Annotated in this window: 13 protein-coding genes and 1 pseudogene; 5 read left to right on the forward strand and 9 right to left on the reverse strand. The window is 67.4% G+C overall.

From position 1 onward, the window contains the following. Nucleotides 1–47: 47 nt before the first annotated feature. The 3 genes and pseudogenes from ACSQ3N_RS06550 to ACSQ3N_RS06560 form a co-directional block, all read right to left on the reverse strand. Nucleotides 48–1891: pseudogene (locus ACSQ3N_RS06550) on the reverse strand (methyl-accepting chemotaxis protein). Nucleotides 1892–1986: 95 nt separating this feature from the next. Further along, nucleotides 1987–2820: a transporter substrate-binding domain-containing protein gene (locus ACSQ3N_RS06555; RefSeq protein WP_436145891.1), complete on the reverse strand. Its 834-nt coding sequence runs from the start codon at nucleotides 2818–2820 to the stop codon at nucleotides 1987–1989. 51 nt (nucleotides 2821–2871) lie between these two features. Continuing rightward, nucleotides 2872–4152, reverse strand: coding sequence for a C4-dicarboxylate transporter DctA (locus ACSQ3N_RS06560; protein ID WP_056161543.1), 1281 nt, complete (start codon nucleotides 4150–4152; stop codon nucleotides 2872–2874). A gap of 213 nt (nucleotides 4153–4365) precedes the next feature. Between ACSQ3N_RS06560 and ACSQ3N_RS06565 the strand changes: the two genes are divergently transcribed. Further along, entirely contained in the window at nucleotides 4366–5706 is a 1341-nt protein-coding gene (locus ACSQ3N_RS06565; protein WP_056161544.1) for a glycerate kinase type-2 family protein, read from the forward strand. Between the two features lie 317 nt (nucleotides 5707–6023). Here the strand turns inward: ACSQ3N_RS06565 and ACSQ3N_RS06570 are convergent, their stop codons facing one another. Beyond that, nucleotides 6024–6953, reverse strand: a complete 930-nt coding sequence (locus ACSQ3N_RS06570) for a LysR family transcriptional regulator (RefSeq protein ID WP_056162492.1) — start codon at nucleotides 6951–6953, stop codon at nucleotides 6024–6026. Nucleotides 6954–7110: 157 nt separating this feature from the next. On the opposite strand from ACSQ3N_RS06570, the gene gcl reads away from it, so the two are divergent. The 3 genes from gcl (at nucleotide 7111) to glxR (ending at nucleotide 10814) form a co-directional block, all read left to right on the forward strand. After that, a complete protein-coding gene (gcl, locus tag ACSQ3N_RS06575; protein ID WP_436145892.1) occupies nucleotides 7111–8901 on the forward strand; it encodes a glyoxylate carboligase in 1791 nt (596 codons plus the stop codon). A 168-nt stretch (nucleotides 8902–9069) separates the two neighbouring features. Then, on the forward strand, nucleotides 9070–9849 hold the full coding sequence (gene hyi, locus ACSQ3N_RS06580; protein ID WP_436145893.1) for a hydroxypyruvate isomerase: 780 nt from the start codon (nucleotides 9070–9072) through the stop codon (nucleotides 9847–9849). Nucleotides 9850–9899: 50 nt separating this feature from the next. Next, nucleotides 9900–10814: a 2-hydroxy-3-oxopropionate reductase gene (glxR, locus tag ACSQ3N_RS06585; RefSeq protein ID WP_436145894.1), complete on the forward strand. Its 915-nt coding sequence runs from the start codon at nucleotides 9900–9902 to the stop codon at nucleotides 10812–10814. A 110-nt stretch (nucleotides 10815–10924) separates the two neighbouring features. Here the strand turns inward: glxR and ggt are convergent, their stop codons facing one another. From ggt to ACSQ3N_RS06610, 5 genes are all read right to left on the reverse strand, one after another. Next, a complete protein-coding gene (gene ggt / locus ACSQ3N_RS06590) occupies nucleotides 10925–12712 on the reverse strand; it encodes a gamma-glutamyltransferase (RefSeq protein ID WP_436145895.1) in 1788 nt (595 codons plus the stop codon). 608 nt (nucleotides 12713–13320) lie between these two features. Then, entirely contained in the window at nucleotides 13321–14562 is a 1242-nt protein-coding gene (locus ACSQ3N_RS06595; RefSeq protein WP_436145896.1) for a M20 family metallopeptidase, read from the reverse strand. Further along, nucleotides 14559–16337 (reverse strand): 2-oxo-4-hydroxy-4-carboxy-5-ureidoimidazoline decarboxylase, encoded by a 1779-nt coding sequence (gene uraD / locus ACSQ3N_RS06600; protein ID WP_436145897.1) that lies wholly within the window; start codon nucleotides 16335–16337, stop codon nucleotides 14559–14561. Before uraD ends, ACSQ3N_RS06595 begins: the two co-directional genes overlap by 4 nt. Before the next feature lie 2 nt (nucleotides 16338–16339). Further along, on the reverse strand, nucleotides 16340–17299 hold the full coding sequence (gene puuE / locus ACSQ3N_RS06605; protein WP_436145898.1) for an allantoinase PuuE: 960 nt from the start codon (nucleotides 17297–17299) through the stop codon (nucleotides 16340–16342). Nucleotides 17300–17340: 41 nt separating this feature from the next. Next, the gene (locus tag ACSQ3N_RS06610) at nucleotides 17341–18009 is read right to left on the reverse strand and encodes a GntR family transcriptional regulator (RefSeq protein ID WP_436145899.1); all 669 of its coding nucleotides are present in this window, start codon (nucleotides 18007–18009) and stop codon (nucleotides 17341–17343) included. A 91-nt stretch (nucleotides 18010–18100) separates the two neighbouring features. Here ACSQ3N_RS06610 and uraH point away from each other — a divergent pair, with 91 nt between their 5' ends. Further along, complete coding sequence (gene uraH / locus ACSQ3N_RS06615) at nucleotides 18101–18454, forward strand: hydroxyisourate hydrolase (protein WP_436145900.1); 354 nt, start codon at nucleotides 18101–18103, stop codon at nucleotides 18452–18454. Nucleotides 18455–18484: the final 30 nt, after the last annotated feature.

An 18484-nucleotide genomic window follows, 5' to 3' on the forward strand; every position in this document is an offset into this window, starting at 1 on the left:
TGTGGCGGGCAGCGCCAGTCTAGGGGTAGGGCAGGGTAAAGGCAGCGTCAGCGCGGGAGCGCCAGGCGGGACGTCGCAGAAGATGCGGCGCGGTCGCCGTCGAGCTTGAAGCCTGCCACGGTGCGCGCCAGGTGGTGGGCCTGCTCGTTCAGCACGGACGACGCTGCGGTGGATTGTTCCACCAATGCCGCATTTTGCTGTGTCGAGCGGTCCATCTCGGCCACGGCCTGGTTGATCTGGCCGATGCCGGCGCTTTGTTCGTTCATCGATCCGTTGATCTCGCCGATGATCTGCGCCACCTGCTGGATGTCTTTGACGATCTCGCCCATGGTCTTGCCCGCGGCCTGCACGCGCTGCGTGCCGGTGGCCACGCTGGCGCCCGAGGCATCGATCAGCGTCTTGATCTCCTTGGCGGCGTGGCACTGCGGTGGGCCAGGCTGCGCACCTCGCTGGCCACCACGGCGAAGCCGCGGCCGTTCTCGCCCGCGCGGGCTGCCTCCACCGCCGCGTTCAGCGCCAGGATGTTGGTCTGGAATGCGATGGAGTCGATCACGCCGATGATCTCGCCGATCTTGGCCGAGGCGGCCGAGATCTCGTCCATCGTGCTCACCGCGCCGGCCACCACATCACCACCCCGCATCGCCGTGGCGCTGGCCGAGTCGGCCAGGCGTGTGGCCTGGGCGGCCGCCTCGGCCGACTGCTTGAGGGTGACCGTCAGTTGCGAAAGCGAGGCCGAGGTTTCCTGCAGCGCGCTGGCCGAGCCTTCGGTGCGGTTGGACAAATCCTGGTTGCCGGCCTTGATCTCGTCGGTGGCCGTCTTCATCGACTCCACGCCCTGGCGCACGTCCTGCAGGACGGTGCCGATCTTGTCCACGAAGCTGTTGAACGACATGGCGATCTGCGCCACCTCGTCGCGCCCCTGCACGGGCAGGCGGTGCGTGAGGTCGCCGCTGCCCGAGCCCACTTCATCCATCGCATCGCGCACCTGCGACAGGCGGCGGAACGACTGCGCGGTGAGCAACGCGGTGACGCCAGCCGCCGTCAGTACCAGCAGCACGATGGCGATGGCCGAGGTGCGCACCACGCTGGCGAGGCCTGCCGTGGCTTCGGCCTTGTCCAGCGCCACCACCAGCAGCCAGTCGGTGCCCTGCACGGGCAGTGCGCGCAGCAGCTTGGGCGCGCCGTTGAGTTCGGCTTCGAGCGAGTGGCTCGCGCCCTGCAGCGACGACACCACGGTGGGCGTGAGCGCGGCAGACAGCTCTGCCACCGGCTTGAGCATGCGCTTGGCGTCCGGGTGGGCCAGCACCAAGCCGTCCTTGTCGATCACGAAGCCCAGGCTGCTGGGCGTGGGGTGCACGGCGGACACCACCTCTTGCACGCCCTTGAGCGGCACCGCGCCGCTGATCGCGCCCTGCGCCGTGCCGTCCCGCAGGATGGGCGCGGCGAACGACACGAAGGGCTCGCCGGTGGAGGCATCGCCATACGGCTTGGTCACCACCAGCTTGCCGGCCTGCAGCGCGCTCTTGTACCAAGGGCGGGCGGTGGGGTCGTAGGTGGGCGGCGTGGTGCTGCTGCTCGACACCCAGGTCTTGTCCTGCCAGCCGCCCGTTGTCACCGGGAAACCGCCGGACTTGTTCATGTGCAGCACCAGGCCCTTGGGGTCGCCGGGTTCGACCACGGCGGCCGTCGCCGTCACGGCGGTGGCCTTGGCGGCGACCCATTTCTCGATGGCCAGCGTGTTGCCCGAGGCGATGGCGGCCAGGTTTTCTTCAATCGTCTGCAGTGTGGCCGACCGCACGATGGTGTAGGTGGCAGCGCCCGTGAGTGCCAAGGCTACGGTGACGGCTGCGGTGGTGATGAGCAGGATGCGGGTGCGAAGCGAGGTGATCATGGGAGTACGGCCTTTGCCGGGGTGGCGCAAAGCGGCGGTGCGGCGGTGGGGCGCTGCACGCCGCGTTCTTGGGGGCGGTGGTGCGTTTGCGGGGCTCAGCCCTTGGTGTCCTTGAACATCTCTGGCGAGACGCTGTGCTTGAACCAGTGCATGGCGTTGACCATCAGCGCCTGCGATGACCGGGCATGGGCCAGGAACTCGTCGACCCGCGCCAGCAGCCGGGGCTCGCGCTTGCGCACGCCGATGTAGCAGGGGCTTTGGCGCAGCACGGCCACCCGTTTGATGCGCTCGCGCATCGCGGCATCGGGGATGGATTCGGCCACCACGTTGCCCGCCGCAAAGGCGTCGATGCTGCGGCGCACGTACGCATCGAGCATGGGGGCGGAGCTGTCGAATGCCACGGCCGTGGCCTGCGGCGCCTGGGCCTTGAGTTCGGTTTCCTCCAGGCTGCCGCGCACCACGCCCACGCGGCGGCCCTTGAGGGCGGCGAGGTCCGCCGGGCCCGCGCTGGCATCGCCGAAGATGCCCATGTAGGTGGGCGCGTAGGCAGTAGAAAAGTCGATCTCGCGCTCGCGCTCCGCGGTCTTGCCCAGGCTGGCGATGATCAGGTCCACCCGGTCTTCGAGCAGCGCGGCCAGGCGGTCGCCGCTGGCCACGGGCTGGATCTTGAGCGTCACCCGCAGGTCGCCGGCCAGCATGCGCGCCACCGCAATGTCAAAGCCATCGACCACGCCGTTGCGCGTGAAGCCGAACGGCGGGAACTCCTGCGGTACCGCCACGCGCAGCACCCGGCTGCGCAGGATGCGGTCCAACTGGTCGGGCTCGCCCTTGCCCTGGGCGGCGGCGGGGCCCCAGCCGAAGGGAAGGGCGTACAGCCCCGCAGCGCCTGCGATAGCGCGGCGGCGGGTCAGAACGGTAGAAGAGTGCATGGGGTGGGCCGTGGTGTTGTGGGTTGTTATGGCTTGGCTTGTCGCATGCGGTCACTGCTGCTGCGGCGGCACGGCCTGGCCGTCCAGCACGGCGTGGGCGCGCTCGCGGTCGATGTCGCCTTCCCACGCGGCGATGGCCACGGTGGCCACGCAGTTGCCGATCAGGTTGCCCAGCGCACGGGCAATGCCCATGAACCAGTCCACCGACAGCACCAGCACCAGCCCGATGGCCGGAATGGCCGGAATGGCGTGCAGCGTGGCCGCCAGCACCACGATGGCCGAGCCCGGCACGCCGTGCGCGCCCTTGGAGGTGACCAGCGATATCGCCAGGATGGTCAGCAAGTCGGTCATGGTGATGGGCGTATTCGTGGCCTGGGCGATGAACACGGCCGCCAGCGTGATGTAGATCGAGAACGCGTCCAGGTTGAACGAGTAGCCCGTGGGGATCACCAGGCCCACGGTCGAGTCGCGGATGCCCATGTGCTTGAGCTTGGCCATGATCTGGGGCAGCACGCTGTCGGACGACGTGGTGGCGAACACCACGGCCAGTTCTTCGCGCAGGTAGCGCAGCAGCTTGAACAGGCTGAAGCCCGAGACCCGCATGATGAGGCCCAGCACCACCACCACGAAGATGAACACGGCCGCATAGAACAGCACCACCAGCATGCCCAGCTGCTTGAGCGAGCCGATGCCGTACTTGCCCACAGTGAACGCGATGGCACCCAGCACGCCCAGTGGCGCCAGCTTGATGATCAGGCCCATGGTCTTGAACAGCACGTGCGACAGGTCTTCGATGAGGCTGGTGATGCGCGCGCCGCGCTCGCCCAGCAGCGCCAGCGCGCAGCCGAAGATGATGGAGAACAGAAGCACCTGCAGCACGTCGCCGGTGGCGAACGCGCTCACGGCGGTGGTGGGGATGAGCTTGAGCAGAAAGTCGCTGAAGCCGCCGCCCGTGAGCTTGCTGGCGTTTTCCGCATAGGCGCCCATGGCCTTGGGGTCCAGCGCGCTCGGGTCCACATTCATGCCGACACCGGGCTCGAACCAGAACGCAAGCGCCAGGCCCAGCACCAGCGCGATGGAGGTGACCACCTCGAAGTAGATGAGCGACTTGATGCCCACCCGGCCCACCCGCTTCAAGTCACCCGTGCCGGCAATGCCATGCACCACCACGCAGAAGACGATGAGCGGAATCAGCATCTTGATGAGCTTGATGAAGCCGTCGCCCAGCGGCTTGAGCTGCACGGCCGTGTCGGGCCAGAGCAGCCCGACGGCCACACCGGCAATCAAGGCCAGGATCACCCGGCCGAACAAGGAGTTGAGGAAGCGGAGCATGGGAACCCTTTGCGGAAAAAAGGAGAAAGTGGCACTGCGATCAATCTTGCATACAAGAAATGTAGGCAAGTGTTGCGCACCAGAACATAGGGTTATCCCCCGATGGCCACGCAGCAACGGCCCTGCACCCGGGGGTGGACGGTTGAAGTTCTTTTGACTTGCACGCAGGGTATCGGCCGGCCGGGTGCCGCACAATCGCCCGCGGAGACCACCATGACCGCTGACCACAACGTGCCCGACCCCCTTCGCCAAAGCGGCGAATTCCTCGAATACCTGTACCGCGTGGCCGTGCGCCGCGCGCTGCCGCTGCACAACACCGCGGCCTTCCTGCCCGCCCCGCCCAGCCCGGAGAGCGGCGGGCGCACCCTGGTGGTGGGCGCTGGCAAGGCCGGAGGCGCCATGGCCCAGGCGGTAGAGGCGCTGTGGCCGGCCGATGCGCCCTTGTCGGGCCTGGTGGTCACGCGCTACCACCACACGCCGCCCCGGCCGGAAGGCCTGCCGCAGCGCATCGAGGTGGTCGAGGCCGCGCACCCGGTGCCCGATGCGGCGGGGCTTGAGGCCGCGCAGCGCATCCTGGCGCTCACTCAGGGTTTGACGGAAAACGACCTGGTCCTGTGCCTGATCTCGGGCGGCGGCTCGGCCCTGCTCACGCTGCCGGCTGACGGACTCACGCTCGAAGACAAGCAGCGCATCAACAAGGCGCTGCTCGAGAGCGGCGCCGCCATCGACGAGATGAACTGCGTGCGCAAGCACCTCTCGCGCATCAAGGGCGGGCGCCTGGCGGCGGCCTGCGCACCCGCGCGCGTGGTCACGCTCACCATCAGCGACGTGCCGGGCGACGACCCCTCGGTCATCGCCAGCGGCCCCACCGTGCCCGACGCCACCACCTGCGCCGACGCGCTGGCCATCCTGGCGCGCTATCACATCGACATCCCCACCAGCGTGCGTGCTGCGCTGGAGGCGGGTGACCTCGAAACCCCCAAGCCCGGCGATGCCGTGTTCGCAGGCCACGCCGTGCACATGACCGCCACGCCCCAGCAGTCGCTGGAGGCTGCTGCCGAGGCCGCGCGGGCGGCGGGCGTGCCGGCGTACATCCTGTCCGACGAGATCGAGGGCGAATCGCGCGAAGTGGGCAAGGTGCACGCTGCGCTGGCACGGGCCGTGGCCCGGCACGGTCAGCCGTTTGCGCGGCCCTGCGTGATCCTCTCGGGCGGTGAGACCACGGTCACGGTCCGCCCGCGCGCACCGGGCGCCCCCAAGGGCCGGGGCGGTCGTGCGGGCGAGTTCTGCATGGGGCTCGCGCAGGCGCTGCAGGGCCAGCCGGGCGTGTGGGCGCTGGCTGCGGACACCGACGGCATCGACGGCGTGGAAGACAACGCTGGTGCACGCGTAGCGCCCGACACCCTGGCGCGTGCCGGGGCGCAGGGCCTGCGCATTGCGGACCACCTGGACCGCAACGATGCGTATGGCTACTTCGATGCGCTGGGCGATCTGGTCATCACGGGGCCCACGCACACGAACGTGAATGACTTTCGGGCGATCCTGATTTTGTAGTGGCTGGCGCTGGCTGCGCCTGGGCTGCGGGGCGATAAGGTCCAGGGTTTGGGCTGGCGCTGTGCCTGATCATTACCCCTCTCCCCAGCCCTCTCCCGCAAGGGGAGAGGGAGCTTGAGGGGCGCCACGACGGTAAGGATGTTTGCGACCGCCGCGCCCGCCGCGATGCGCGAAGGCCGCAGCAACGACGGCTCATGGGGCCAACACCGTGCCACCACCACCGGCGTCCCTGCCTTCACCCCCTCTCCCCTCGCGGGAGAGGGCCGGGGAGAGGGGGCCTCCCCCAGGGCGCAACCTCGTCATCTCCCAGCCCTCCTTTACTTCCTCGCAGCCCCCTCACGCGGCAAAGCGTCAACCCAGTCCTTGCCAAACCGCCCCTGCAAAAAAGCGACGAACGCCTGCACCTTCTGCGGCACCAGCCGCGGTGACGGGTACACCGCATGGATCTCCTGCTCGGGCAGGCGGCAGGTCTTGAGCACCTCCACCACGCGTCCTGCCGCCAGCGACTCCACCGCCACGTAATGCGGCAGCGCCGCAATGCCCATGTGCGCGCGCGCCGCCGCCAGCAGCGCAGAGAGGTTGTTGGACCGCAGCCGCCCCGTGACAGGCACCGACACCGCCTCGCCGCTCGCATTGCGCAGCCGCCACAGGTCGTTGCCCTGCACGCTGCTGTAGATCAGCGTGGCGTGGTCCTTCAGGTCCGACGGCCGGCGCGGCGTGCCGTGGCGGCGCAGGTAGGTGGGCGATGCCACCAGCACCCAGGGGTTCATGCCCAGCGTGCGCGCACCCAGGGCCGAGTCGGCCAGCTTGCCCAGGCGGATCGCCACATCGATGCCGTGGGCCACCAGGTCGGTGTAGCGGTCCTCGAAGCTCAGGTCCAGCTGCACCTGCGGGTTCTGCGCCATGAACTCCAGCGCCAGCGGCACCACCACGCGCCGCCCGAACGCCACCGAGCTGCCCACGCGCAGTTGGCCCTGCACCTGCGTCTGGCGCACGCGCACCACGCTCTCGGCCTCGGCCACCTCGGTCACGATGGCCTTGCACTTCTCGTAGTACAGCGCGCCGGGCTCGGTCAGGCTCACGCCGCGCGTGTTGCGGTTGAGCAGCCGCACCTTGAGGTGTGCCTCCATGGCCGCCACCTGCTTGGTCACCGTGGGCTGCGTGGTGGCGAACTCGCGGGCCACCTTGGTAAAGCTGCCGGTCTCCACCACCCGCACGAACATTTGCATGGCATCGAGCCGGTCCATCGTGGTTGCCTCCTTGAAGCCTGCATGGTGCGGCATGCGCACGCCGAGGTTTATTCCTGTGTGGAATAAATTTTATGGTCTGCCGCCACCTTCCGCCGCAAAGGGTGCTTGCCTAGAGTTGCCCCATCAACCGACCACCTACCCAAGGAGATGTGCAATGCCAAGAATGAAGGCCATCGAGGCCGCCGTGAAGGTGATGGAGAAAGAGGGCGTGAGCGTCGCGTTCGGCGTGCCGGGCGCGGCCATCAACCCGCTGTATGCGGCGCTCAAGGCACATGGCGGCATCGGCCACATCCTCGCGCGCCATGTGGAGGGGGCCAGCCACATGGCCGAGGGCTACACCCGCGCCGTCGCCGGCAACATCGGCGTGTGCATCGGCACCAGCGGCCCCGCCGGCACCGACATGATCACGGGGCTGTACTCGGCCAGCGCGGACTCCATCCCCATCCTGTGCATCACCGGCCAGGCACCGCGCGCCCGCCTGCACAAGGAAGATTTCCAGGCCGTGGACATCGCCACCATTGCCAAGAGCGTGACCAAGTGGGCCACCACGGTGCTGGAGCCCGCGCAGGTGCCGCAGGCGTTCCAGCAGGCATTCCACCTCATGCGCTCGGGCCGGCCCGGGCCGGTGCTGATCGATTTGCCCATCGACGTGCAGCTGGCCGAGATCGAGTTCGACCCCGACACGTACGAACCCCTGGTGCCCTACAAGCCTGCCGCCACGCGTGCGCAGATCGAGAAGGCACTGGGCATGCTGAACGACGCAGAGCGCCCGCTGATTGTCGCGGGCGGCGGCATCATCAATGCCGATGCGTCGGACCTGCTGGTGCAGTTGGCCGAGCTGCTGGGCGTGCCGGTGATCCCCACGCTCATGGGCTGGGGCAGCATCCCCGACGACCATCCGCTCATGGCCGGCATGTGCGGCCTGCAGACCAGCCAGCGCTACGGCAATGCCAGCATGCTCGCCAGCGACTTCGTGCTGGGCATCGGCAACCGCTGGGCCAACCGGCACACGGGGTCCGTCGATGTCTACACCCGGGGCCGCAAGTTCGTGCACGTGGACATCGAGCCCACGCAGATCGGCCGCGTGTTCGCGCCGGACTTCGGCATCGTCTCCGATGCGGGCGCCGCGCTCCGGCTCTTCGTCGAGGTGGCGCGCGAATGGCAGGCCGCGGGGCGCCTGAAGGACCGCAGCGGCTGGGCCGCCGAATGCCTGGGCCGCAAGCACAGCGTGGACTACCTGCGCAAGACCCACTTCGACAGCGTGCCCATGAAGCCGCAGCGTGTGTACCAGTGCATGAACCGCGCGCTGGGCAAGGACGTGTGCTATGTCTCCACCATCGGTCTGTCGCAGATCGCGGGCGCGCAGTTTTTACACGTGTACCAGCCGCGCCACTGGATCAACTGCGGCCAGGCCGGCCCGCTGGGCTGGACGGTGCCCGCCGCCCTGGGCGTGCGCGTGGCCGACCCGGCGCGCAAGATCGTGGCGCTGTCGGGCGACTACGACTTCCAATTCATGATCGAGGAGCTGGCCGTGGGCGCGCAGTTCAAGCTGCCCTACATCCACGTGCTGGTCAACAACAGCTACCTGGGCCTGATCCGCCAGGCGCAGCGCAGCTTCAGCATCGACTACTGCGTGCAGCTCGCGTTCGACAACGTGAACATGGCCGAGGACGAAGTGGCGCGCGGCTACGGCGTGGACCACGTGAAGGTGGTCGAAGGCCTGGGCTGCAAGGCCATCCGCGTGCACCGGCCCGAGGAGTTCGCGCCCGCTCTTGCCCAGGCCGAGGCCTGGATGGCCGAGCACGCAACGCCCGTGGTCATCGAGGTGATCCTGGAGCGCGTGACCAACATCGCCATGGGCACGGAGATCGACAACGTCGTCGAGTTCGAGGAACTGGCCACGCAGGCGGCGGACGTGCCGAGTGCGCTGGCGGTGCTGGACTGACGAGGAGCCTGGTTGGCCCGCCTGTTCATCCCTCCAACCGTTCAGCCTGAGCCTGTCGAAGGCCACCCCCAAGCCCTGGCTTCGACAGGCTCAGCCCGAACGGTATGGGGTGGCGCCCCAGCTCAAAGTAATCCGCATTTTTTACCCACCTTCACGGGAGACTTCCCCATGCCCCGCTTTGCTGCCAACCTCAGCATGCTGTTCACCGAAGTGCCTTTCCTCGACCGCTTCGAGCGCGCTGCCCGCGCCGGATTCGGAGCCGTGGAATTCCTCTTCCCCTACGCCCACACTCCTGAGGAACTGCGCGCACAGATTGACGCACACCACCTGCAGATCGTGCTGCACAACCTGCCCGCCGGCGACTGGGATGCGGGCGAGCGCGGCATTGCCTGCCACCCGGACCGCATTGCCGAGTTCCGTGCGGGAGTGGCTCGCGCCATCACCTATGCGAAGGCGCTGGGCGTGCCACAACTCAACTGCCTGGCCGGCAAGGCGCCAGCGGGTGTGGACGCCGCCGTGCTGCACCGCACCCTGGTTGAAAACCTGCGCTTTGCCGCCACCGAGCTCAAAGCGGCCGGCCTGCGCCTGCTGGTCGAGCCTATCAACCCGTTCGACATCCCGGGCTTCTACCTCACCCGCACGGACCAGGCGGTGGCCATCCTGGACGAGGTGGGCGCCGACAACGCCCTCGTGCAGTACGACATCTACCACGCGCAGCGCACCGAAGGCGAGCTGGCCGCCACGCTGCAAAAGCATCTGCCGCGCATCGGCCACGTGCAGGTGGCCGACAACCCCGGCCGCCATGAGCCGGGCACGGGCGAGATCAACTACCGCTACCTGTTCGCGCACCTGGACCGTATCGGATACGAAGGCTGGGTGGGCTGCGAATACCGGCCTGCACGCACCACGGATATAGGCCTGGGGTGGCGCACGGCGCTTACCGCATGAGCCACCACCCACGGATGTACGCATCAACACAACACAAGGAGAACAAGAGCATGACCGACACCCCCCTCAAACTCGGTTTCATCGGCCTGGGCATCATGGGCGCACCCCTATGCGGCCACCTCATCGCCGCCGGCCACCAGCTGTACGTGCACACGCGCGGCCGCGTGGCGCCGCAGATCGCGGAGAGCAGCGCCACGCAGTGCACCACGGCGCGCGGCGTGGCCGAGCGGGCCGACATCATCTTTCTGATGCTGCCCGACACGCCGGATGTGGAGAAGGTGCTGTTCGGCGCCGACGGCGTGGCCCAAGGTTTGAAGGGCAGTGTGGGCAAGGTGGTGGTGGACATGAGCTCCATCTCGCCCGTGGCCACCAAGGACTTCGCGGCGCGCATCGAGGCCGTGGGCGCGCAGTACCTGGATGCCCCCGTGTCGGGCGGAGAGCTGGGCGCAAAGAACGCCACCCTGTCCATCATGGTCGGCGGCCCCGAAGCTGTGTTCGACCGCATCCGGCCGCTGTTCGAGCGCCTCGGCAAGAACATCACCCTGGTGGGCGGCAACGGCGACGGCCAGACCGCCAAGGTGGCCAACCAGATCATCGTCGCCCTGAACATCGAAGCCGTGGCCGAAGCGCTGCTCTTCGCCGCCCGCGCGGGCGCCGACCCGGCCCGCGTGCGCCAGGCGCTGCTGGGCGGCTTCGCATCGTCCAAGATTTTGGAGGTGCATGCCGAGCGCATGATCCAGCGCAGGTTCGAGCCGGGCTTTCGCATCGGGCTGCACCAGAAGGACCTGAACCTTGCGTTGTCGAGCGCTCGCACGCTGGGGGTGCCGCTGCCCAATACGGCCATGGCGCAGGAGCTGTTCAACGCCTGCGTGGCGCATGGCGGTCAGGGGTGGGACCACTCGGCGATGGTGCGGGCGTTGGAGAAGATGGCGAATTTTGAGATCGGGCAGGCATCGCCAACCTGACGCAGACGGGCATGAAAAATCCCGCCGGCCTTTCGGCGAGCGGGATTTTTCATTGAAATGGCCGCTACCGCTTGTCTATCAAGCGCTAGCAGCTATCAAATGAGTAGCAATCAATACCCCAGCGTCTTCCCATCCGGATTGCGCGGGTCCGAGTAGCCGTACAGCGCGCCGCCGCGAATCTGGATGGTCTGCGTGCGACCCATCGACGGCTTGACTGCGATGTTGTGGCCACGTTGCTTGAGCAGGGCCAGGGTGTCGGGCGAGAGGCCCTTTTCCACGCGCAGTTCATCGGGCGTCCACTGGTGGTGCACGCGGGGTGCGGCAGCGGCTTCGGCGGGGTTCATGCCGAAGTCGATGGTGTTGACCACCGTCTGCAGTACCGTGGTGATGATGCGCGCGCCGCCGGGGCTGCCGGTCACCAGGGTGGGCTTGCCGTCCTTCAGGACCAGGGTGGGCGTCATCGACGACAGGGGGCGCTTCTTGGCGGCCACGGCGTTGGCGTCGCCGCCGACCAGGCCGTAGGCGTTGGCCACGCCGGGCTTGGCCGAGAAATCGTCCATCTCGTTGTTGAGCAAAATGCCCGTGCCCTTGGCGACGATGCCGCTGCCGAAGTTGGTGTTCAGCGTGTACGTCACGGCCACAGCGTTGCCGGCCTTGTCCACCACGGAGTAGTGGGTGGTCTGGTCGCTCTCGTACGGCTGGGGCTGGCCGGGCTTGATGCTCTTGCCACTGCGTGCGGTGTTGGCGTCGATGCCCTTGGCCAGGGATTCGGCATAGCGCTTGGAGGTCAGGCCCTTCAAAGGAATCTTCACGAAGTCCGGGTCGCCCAGGTACTCGGCGCGGTCGGCGTACGCGAGCTTCATGCTCTCGGCCATGTAGTGGATGGTCTGCGCGCTGTTGGGGCCCCACTGGGCCAGGGGCAGGGGCTCCAGCATGTTCAGGATCTGCACCAGGTGCGGGCCGCCGGAGGAGGGTGGCGGCATGGTCACGATCTCATAGCCGCGGTAGGTGCCGCGCGTGGGCACGCGCTCGGCCACCTTGTATTCGCGCAGGTCCTGCAGCGTGAGGGCACCGGCGTGCGGTGCCATTTCGGCGGCGATCTTCTGGGCGATCTCGCCTTCATAGAAAGCCCGGGCGCCTTGCTGGCCGATGAGGCGCATGGACTGGGCCAGGTCTTTCTGCACCAGTGGGTCGCCCACCTTCAGCGGTTCGCCGTTCTTCCAGAAGATGGCCTGGGTGGCGGGCCAGTTGCCCATGTTCTTCTTTTCCTGCTGCAGGATCTTGGCCAGTGTTTCGCTGACCGGGAAGCCCTTGTCGGCCAGCTCGATGGCGGGCGCGATCACGCGCGACAGGGGCAGGGTGCCCCAGGTCTTGAGCGCGTGCTCCATGCCGGCCACGGTGCCGGGCACGCCCACTGCGTAGTGGGTGTACAGCGACTTGCCGTCCACCACGTTGCCCTTGGCATCGAGGTACATGTCGCGCGTGGCCTTGATGGGCGCCACTTCACGGAAGTCCAGGGCCACGCTCTTGCCGGTCTTGGCGTCGTGCACCACCATGAACCCGCCGCCGCCCAGGTTGCCCGCATTGGGCAGGGCCACGGCGAGTGCAAAGCCGATGCCTACGGCGGCATCCACTGCGTTGCCACCGGCCTTCAGGATGTCGAGGCCGATCTGCGAGGCCAGTTCCTGTTCGGTGGCGACCATGCCGTTGCGTGCCACCACGGGGTGGAACACGTCCATGTCGAAGTCGTACGCGGCGCTGGCGGCCTGGGCCGAGGCCGTTTGCTGTACGGCGGGGGCGGGTGCTGCGGTGGCAGCGGGCGGCGTGCTGCCGCAGGCGGTGAGGCTGGCCAGGGCCAGCGCGACGCTGCCGGCCAGCAGCGTTTGGCGAATGTTCATTGCAGATCTCCTTGTGTTGTTGATGGGGGGGCGCGACGAAAAACGCAAACCGGTTCAAAACAAAACGGGCGCCTCCATCGTGTGGACGCGCCCGCGACAGTGTAGGCCGGTCAACGCGCCGCCAGAAGCGATTGCGCCATGACTTTGCAGCGCGGCAATGATGCGCGTGCGGCATGACCGGGGCTTATGGATCGCTTCCCTTCACTTCAAATAAGCGAGAACCGTTCACGCTGAGCTTGTCGAAGCGCTGCGAAAGGCTTCGAAAGGCTCAGCCCGAATGGCGTGGGATGGATGAAAGGTTGGACGCACATTCGTGTCAAACCGCCAAAGCGTTCCAAACTCGGAAAGAAGAAAAACCGTTCACGCTGAGCCTGTCGAAGCGCTGCGCAAGGCTTCGACAAGCTCAGCCCGAACGGTATGGGGTGTTGAACGACGGAGCGCGAACCCGTGTGAAATCGCCAAAGCGCTCCAAGCTCGGAAAGAAGAAAAACCGTTCACGCTGAACTCGTCGAAGCGCTGCGCGAGGCTTCGACAGGCTCAGCCCGAACGGTGTGCGGTACTGAGTGATGGACGGCGAATCAGCGTGGGATCGACAAAGCGTCCCAGGCTCAGGCGAGCAGATCGCTCAGCGTGCGCGCGATGACCTTGGTGGCGCGGCGCAGGTCTTCGAGTTGCAGGCGCTCGTCGGCGCGCTTGGCGTGCGACTCGAGCACGGTGCGCGGGCCGGCGCCGTAGATCACGCCGGGGATGCCGCGCTCCACATACAGGCGCACGTCGGTGTACAGCGGCGTGCCCACGGCAGGCACGGGCTCGCCGATCACGACCTGCGCGTGCTTCTGGATGGCGTCCACCAGGGGCTGGTTGCCGGCCAGCGGCGTCATCGCGTTGGCCAGCAGCAGCCGCTTGATGTCCACGCTGATGCCGGCACGCTCGCCCGCAGCCTGCTCGATGATGCGGCGGATGGCGGCTTCCACTTCCACCGGGTTCTCTTCGGGGATCATGCGGCGGTCGAGCTTGAACATGACCTTGCCGGGCACGACGTTGGTGTTGGTGCCGCCCTCGATGCGGCCGACGTTCAGGTACGGGTGCTTGATGCCTTCGACCTTGGACGTGACCTTCTTGTACTCGTCGTTCTGCGCATACAGCGCGTTCAGGATGTGCACCGCGCCCTGCAGTGCGTCCACGCCGGTGTGGGGCACGGCGGCGTGGGCCATCTTGCCGTGCACGGTCACTTCCATCTGCAGGCAGCCGTTGTGGGCGGTGACCACTTCGTAGCTGAAACCGGCTGCGATCATCAGGTCGGGCTTCGTCAAGCCCTTCTGCAGCAGCCAGCCGGGACCGAGTTCGCCGCCGAATTCCTCGTCGTAGGTGAAATGCAGTTCCACCGCGCCCCGGGTGGGCTTGGCGACGGCTTCCAGCGCGCGCACCGCGAAGGTGAAGCTTGCAAAGTCGCTCTTGCTCACAGCGGTGGCGCGCCCGTACATGGCGCCATGAACGATCTCGGCGCCGTAGGGGTCGTGCGTCCAGCCTTCGCCAGGGGGCACCACGTCGCCGTGGGCGTTCAGGGCGATGGTCTTGCCGCCGTCGCCGTAAGGTCTGCGCACGATGAGGTTGGTGATGGACTCCATGCCATAGGCCACCACGTCGGCGGCCGGAACGGCGTGCTTTTCAGCGGCGTAGCCGAACTCGGTCAACAACTCCGCAGTGCGTTCGGCGTGGGGGGCGTTGTTGCCGGGCGGGGTGTCGGTGGGCACGCGCACCAGCGCCTGCAGGAAGCGCACTTCCTCGTCGAAGTGCTGGTCGATCCAGGCGTCCAGCGCGGCGTAGTTCTGTGGGGTGTTCGTCGTCATGGTTGTTGTTCCTCGGCAAGTTGGCGCAGGACCTGGGTGAAGGCGTCCACGGCCAGCTGGATGTCGTTGTTGGTGGTGGATTCGAGCGGGTTGTGGCTGATGCCGGAGTTCAGTCCGCGCACGAAGAGCATGGCCTGGGGCATGATTTCGTGCAGCTTCATCGCGTCGTGTCCCGCCCCGCTGGGCATGTGGAACACGGGCACGCCCAGCGTGTCCACGGCGCGCTCCCAGTGGTGCTGCCAGGCGGGTGCGCTGGGCGCGGCGGCGGCGCGCATGGATTCTTCCAGTGTGTAGCGCAGGCCGCGGCGGGCGGCGATCTTGGCAAGCTGCTCCTTCACGTCGCTCACCAGCGCGTCGCGCTGGGCGTCGGTGGGTGCGCGCAGGTCCAGGCTGAATTGGCAGCGGCCGGGCACCACGTTGATGGAGCCTGCAGGCACCTGCAGCTGGCCGATGGTGCCCACCGAGTCGCCGTCCTGTGCAGCGCGCTGCTCCACGTACAGCGCCAGTTCCGCCACGGCCACGGCCGCGTCGCGGCGGCGGTCCATGGGGGTGGTGCCCGCGTGGCTGGCGGTGCCGATCATCTCGCACAGGAAGCGCACGCTGCCGTTGATGGAAGTGACCACGCCCAGGGGCAGGTCCAACTCGTTGAGCACGGGGCCCTGCTCGATGTGCACTTCGATGAAGCCCAGGTAGTGCGCGGGGTCGCGCTGGAGCTTGGGGATGTCGTCGATGCACAGGCCAGCGTGCTGCATGGCCGCGCGCATGGTCACGCCGTCCACATCCTTCTGGTCCAGCCAGGCGGGGTTGAAGTCGCCGATGAGCGCGCCCGAGCCGAGGAAGGTGGCCTTGTAGCGCTGGCCTTCTTCTTCGGCAAAGCCCACCACCTCGATGCCGAAGGGCAGCCGCCGGCCGGCGCGGTGCAGTTCGCGCACGCAGGCCATGGGCACGAAGATGCCCAGGCGGCCATCGTACTTGCCGCCGTTGCGCACGGTGTCGTAGTGCGATCCCGTGATGAGGTAGCGCGCACCCTCGGTGGCCGGATGGTAGCGCCCCACCACGTTGCCCACGGCGTCAATCTCCACTTCGTCGAAGCCGCAGTCGCGCATCCAGTGGCTGATGCGCTGGGCGCAGGCGCGGTGCGCGTCGGTCAGATACGTGACGGTGAGCTGGCCCTTTTCTGCGAAGCCGGGGTCGGAGTGTTCGGCCAGCTTTTCCTGCCAGTCCCACACGTCGTTGCCCAGCAGGGGCTCGGCAGCGAACTTGTCGTTCAGGCGAATCTCGGCGATGCGGTGGATATTGCGCAGGGCCTCGGCCAGTTCGAACTCGGGGTGGTTGTCCAGGCGGCGCGCAAACGTGTCGATGATCTCCCGCTTGGGCAGGCCGGTGCCGCGCGGCCCGCGCACCGCCAGGATGAACGGAAAGCCGAAGCGCTGGTTGTACGCGGTGTTGAGCGCCTGGATGCGGTCAAACTCTTCGGGCGTGCACTGCGTGAGGCCCGCCTTGCTCTGCTCGTTGGTGGACTCGGCCGTGAGGTTCTGCGCCACCATGGCCTTGCCCGCCAGTTCGGGGTGGGCGCGGATGAGGGCCAACTGCGCCTCGGTGCCAGCGGTGCGCACGGCCTGGGCCATGGCGTGCTGCAGGTGGGCCAGCGAGCGGAACGGCCGCTGCGCCAGCGCCTGCTCGGCGATCCAGGGTGAGTGCTCGTACAGGCCGTCCAGCAGTTGCAGGGCCTCGGCACTGCTGGCGGCGTTGAGTTGTTCCAGGGTCAGTGCCATGCTCAGCCTGCTTTCTGTGATGGATAGGGGTGCGCCTGTTTCCAGTGGCGCGCGATGTCGATGCGGCGGCACACCCACACGTCGCTGTGCTGCTGGATGTGGTCCAGGAATCGCTGCAGCGCCGTGATGCGGCCGGGGCGGCCGAGCAGGCGGCAGTGCATGCCGATGCTCATCATCTTGGGCGCGTTGTCGCCGGCCGGGTCGCCTTCGGCGTACAGCGCGTCGAACGTGTCCTTCATGTACTGGTAGAAAGGGTCCGCGTGCGAGTAGCCCTGCGGCAGCGCAAAGCGCATGTCGTTGCAGTCCAGTGTGTACGGCACGATGAGCTGGGGCACGGTGGCTCCATTGCTCTTTTTCACGTCCATCCAGAACGGCAGGTCGTCGCCGTAGTAGTCGCTGTCGTACTCGAAGCCACCGAAGTCGGCCACGAGGCGACGGGTGTTGGGGCTGTCGCGGCCGGTGTACCAGCCCAGGGCCCTGTGTCCGGTCATGCGCTGGATGATTTCCATGGCCTCGGCCATGTGGGCACGCTCGACTTCTTCAGGGATGTGCTGGTAGTGGATCCACTTGAGGCCGTGGCAGGCGATCTCGTGACCCAGTTGCACGAAGGCCTGGGTCAGCTCGGGGTGGCGCTGCAGCGCGCTGGAGACGCCGAACACGGTGAGCGGCAGCTTGCGCTTTTCGAACTCGCGCAGGATGCGCCACACGCCGGCCCGCGAGCCGTATTCGTAGATGCCTTCCATGCTCATGTGCCGCTCGGGGTAGCTCGCGGGGTTGAACATTTCGGACAGGAACTGCTCGCTGCCCGCATCGCCGTGCAGCACGGCGTTCTCGCCGCCTTCTTCGTAGTTGAGCACGAACTGCACGGCGATGCGCGCACCGCCCGGCCACTGCGCGTGGGGCGGGGTCTTGCCGTAGCCGATGAGGTCGCGGGGGTAGGGCTGGGTGGAGTCGTAGATCATGGGCGTCGGGGATTCAAGGGGTCATGTCACGGACGGGAATGTCACGCGCTGAGCGCGGCGGCCAGGTCGCTGGCCGGGCGCTTGCGGTCGAAAGTGAGGCTGGCTTCCACATGTTCCAGGTGGGCCTGCATGAGGGAGACGGCCAGGGCTTCGTCGCGCGCGGCCAGGGCCGCCACGATGTCGCCATGCTCCTCGTGGGAATGCTCGGCGGCGCTGGCCGACTGGTACATCAGCGTGATGAGCGCGCAGCGCGAGATCAGGTCGCCCAGCATCTGCGCCAGCACCTCGTTGCCCATGAGCTCGGCCATGCGCACGTGGAAGTCGCCCAGCAGCTCGGTGCGGCTGCTCGCATCGGCCGTGCCCATGACAGCCTTCTCGCTGGCGACGTGGGCGCGCAGCGCCTTGATCTTGGCGGGGGTCACGCTCTGCACGAAGGCGCGCGTCATCTCGGTCTCGAGCATGCGGCGCACGGCGAACACCTGGCGGGCTTCTTCCACCGACGGGGTGGACACGAACGCGCCGCGCGCGGGCTCCAGCGTGACCAGCCGGTTCTGCGCCAGCTGGAACAGCGCCTGGCGCACCAGCGTGCGCGACACGCCGAAGTGGTCGGCCAGTTTCTGCTCGGCCAGCTTGGTGCCCGGCTGCAGGCGGTGCTCCACGATGGCGCGGGTCAGCGCCTCGACAATCGCACTGGTGGATGAGGATTCCATGGCTGCATGATAGGTGGATTGGATAAAAGTGTATACACTTTTGGTCTACAGGTCGCGCTGTTCCGGCCTGCTTTCTTCAGGAGAATCCCCAATGGGCTTGAGCACACACGTTCTGGACACGATGCACGGCTGCCCCGCCGCCGGCATGGAAGTGGCGCTGTACTCCACGGACGGCGACGACAACGCCACGCTGATCAAGCGCCTGGTGCTGAACCACGACGGCCGCACCGATGCGCCGCTGTTCGACAACGCCAGCCTGCGCACCGGCACCTACCGGCTGCGTTTCGACGTGGCGGGGTACTTCAAGGCGCAGGGCGTGCAGCTGCCCGAGCCCAATTTTCTGAACCAGGTGAGCCTGGACTTCGGCATTGCGCACACCGACCAGCACTACCACGTGCCGCTGCTGGTAAGCCCGTGGAGCTATTCGACGTACCGAGGATCTTGAGTGCTATGAGATAGATAGCGAGTGGCGCTT

Source organism: Acidovorax sp. LjRoot194, from assembly GCF_964253015.1.
Classification (GTDB): domain Bacteria; phylum Pseudomonadota; class Gammaproteobacteria; order Burkholderiales; family Burkholderiaceae_C; genus Acidovorax.

Coding starts and splice junctions, on each gene's coding strand:
- ACSQ3N_RS06555 (WP_436145891.1), bottom strand. CDS start 2,820: ATGCACTCTTCTACCGTTCTGACCCGCCGCCGCGCTATCGCAGGCGCT.
- ACSQ3N_RS06560 (WP_056161543.1), bottom strand. CDS start 4,152: ATGCTCCGCTTCCTCAACTCCTTGTTCGGCCGGGTGATCCTGGCCTTG.
- ACSQ3N_RS06565 (WP_056161544.1), top strand. CDS start 4,366: ATGACCGCTGACCACAACGTGCCCGACCCCCTTCGCCAAAGCGGCGAA.
- ACSQ3N_RS06570 (WP_056162492.1), bottom strand. CDS start 6,953: ATGGACCGGCTCGATGCCATGCAAATGTTCGTGCGGGTGGTGGAGACC.
- gcl (WP_436145892.1), top strand. CDS start 7,111: ATGCCAAGAATGAAGGCCATCGAGGCCGCCGTGAAGGTGATGGAGAAA.
- hyi (WP_436145893.1), top strand. CDS start 9,070: ATGCCCCGCTTTGCTGCCAACCTCAGCATGCTGTTCACCGAAGTGCCT.
- glxR (WP_436145894.1), top strand. CDS start 9,900: ATGACCGACACCCCCCTCAAACTCGGTTTCATCGGCCTGGGCATCATG.
- ggt (WP_436145895.1), bottom strand. CDS start 12,712: ATGAACATTCGCCAAACGCTGCTGGCCGGCAGCGTCGCGCTGGCCCTG.
- ACSQ3N_RS06595 (WP_436145896.1), bottom strand. CDS start 14,562: ATGACGACGAACACCCCACAGAACTACGCCGCGCTGGACGCCTGGATC.
- uraD (WP_436145897.1), bottom strand. CDS start 16,337: ATGGCACTGACCCTGGAACAACTCAACGCCGCCAGCAGTGCCGAGGCC.
- puuE (WP_436145898.1), bottom strand. CDS start 17,299: ATGATCTACGACTCCACCCAGCCCTACCCCCGCGACCTCATCGGCTAC.
- ACSQ3N_RS06610 (WP_436145899.1), bottom strand. CDS start 18,009: ATGGAATCCTCATCCACCAGTGCGATTGTCGAGGCGCTGACCCGCGCC.
- uraH (WP_436145900.1), top strand. CDS start 18,101: ATGGGCTTGAGCACACACGTTCTGGACACGATGCACGGCTGCCCCGCC.